This is a genomic window from Clostridioides sp. ZZV15-6383, assembly GCF_020657735.1.
Taxonomy (GTDB): Bacteria; Bacillota; Clostridia; order Peptostreptococcales; family Peptostreptococcaceae; genus Clostridioides; species Clostridioides difficile_D.
Window position 1 is genome coordinate 1 of record NZ_JAGWCV010000174.1, and the last position, 364, is coordinate 364.

Genomic DNA, 364 nt, shown 5'->3' on the forward strand with positions numbered 1-364 from the left:
CGAGTTTTATTTTTAAGTGTAAAATTTTCAACAACAATCAAGCGAGGAATAAAATCTAAATTAAACCTCACCTCAAGAGTTTTTATTCCACTTTCCAAATTAATATAAAAGTTTTCATAATCATTTTGAGTAAAGGTATAAGTACCCTTAGCCCACTTTTTTCTTTGACTAAGTTGATTGGTCAATTCTGTTATCTTATTTTGTAACTCCTCAACGCTAGCATCTGCTGAACTAAATGCTATACCTATCATTTCTCCTATTTCTACTAATGTGTTATTTAATGTAGCATTTATATTTTTTAATGCTAATTTATTAATAATATGTGTTTTCCCATTTAAAAAACTATCTTTTATTATTGATACAG

General features: G+C 26.6%; 1 pseudogene. It reads right to left on the bottom strand.

The annotated features are described in order from the left end of the window. Positions 1-364 (bottom strand): annotated as a pseudogene (locus KGF42_RS19325) (hypothetical protein); the annotation flags it as partial.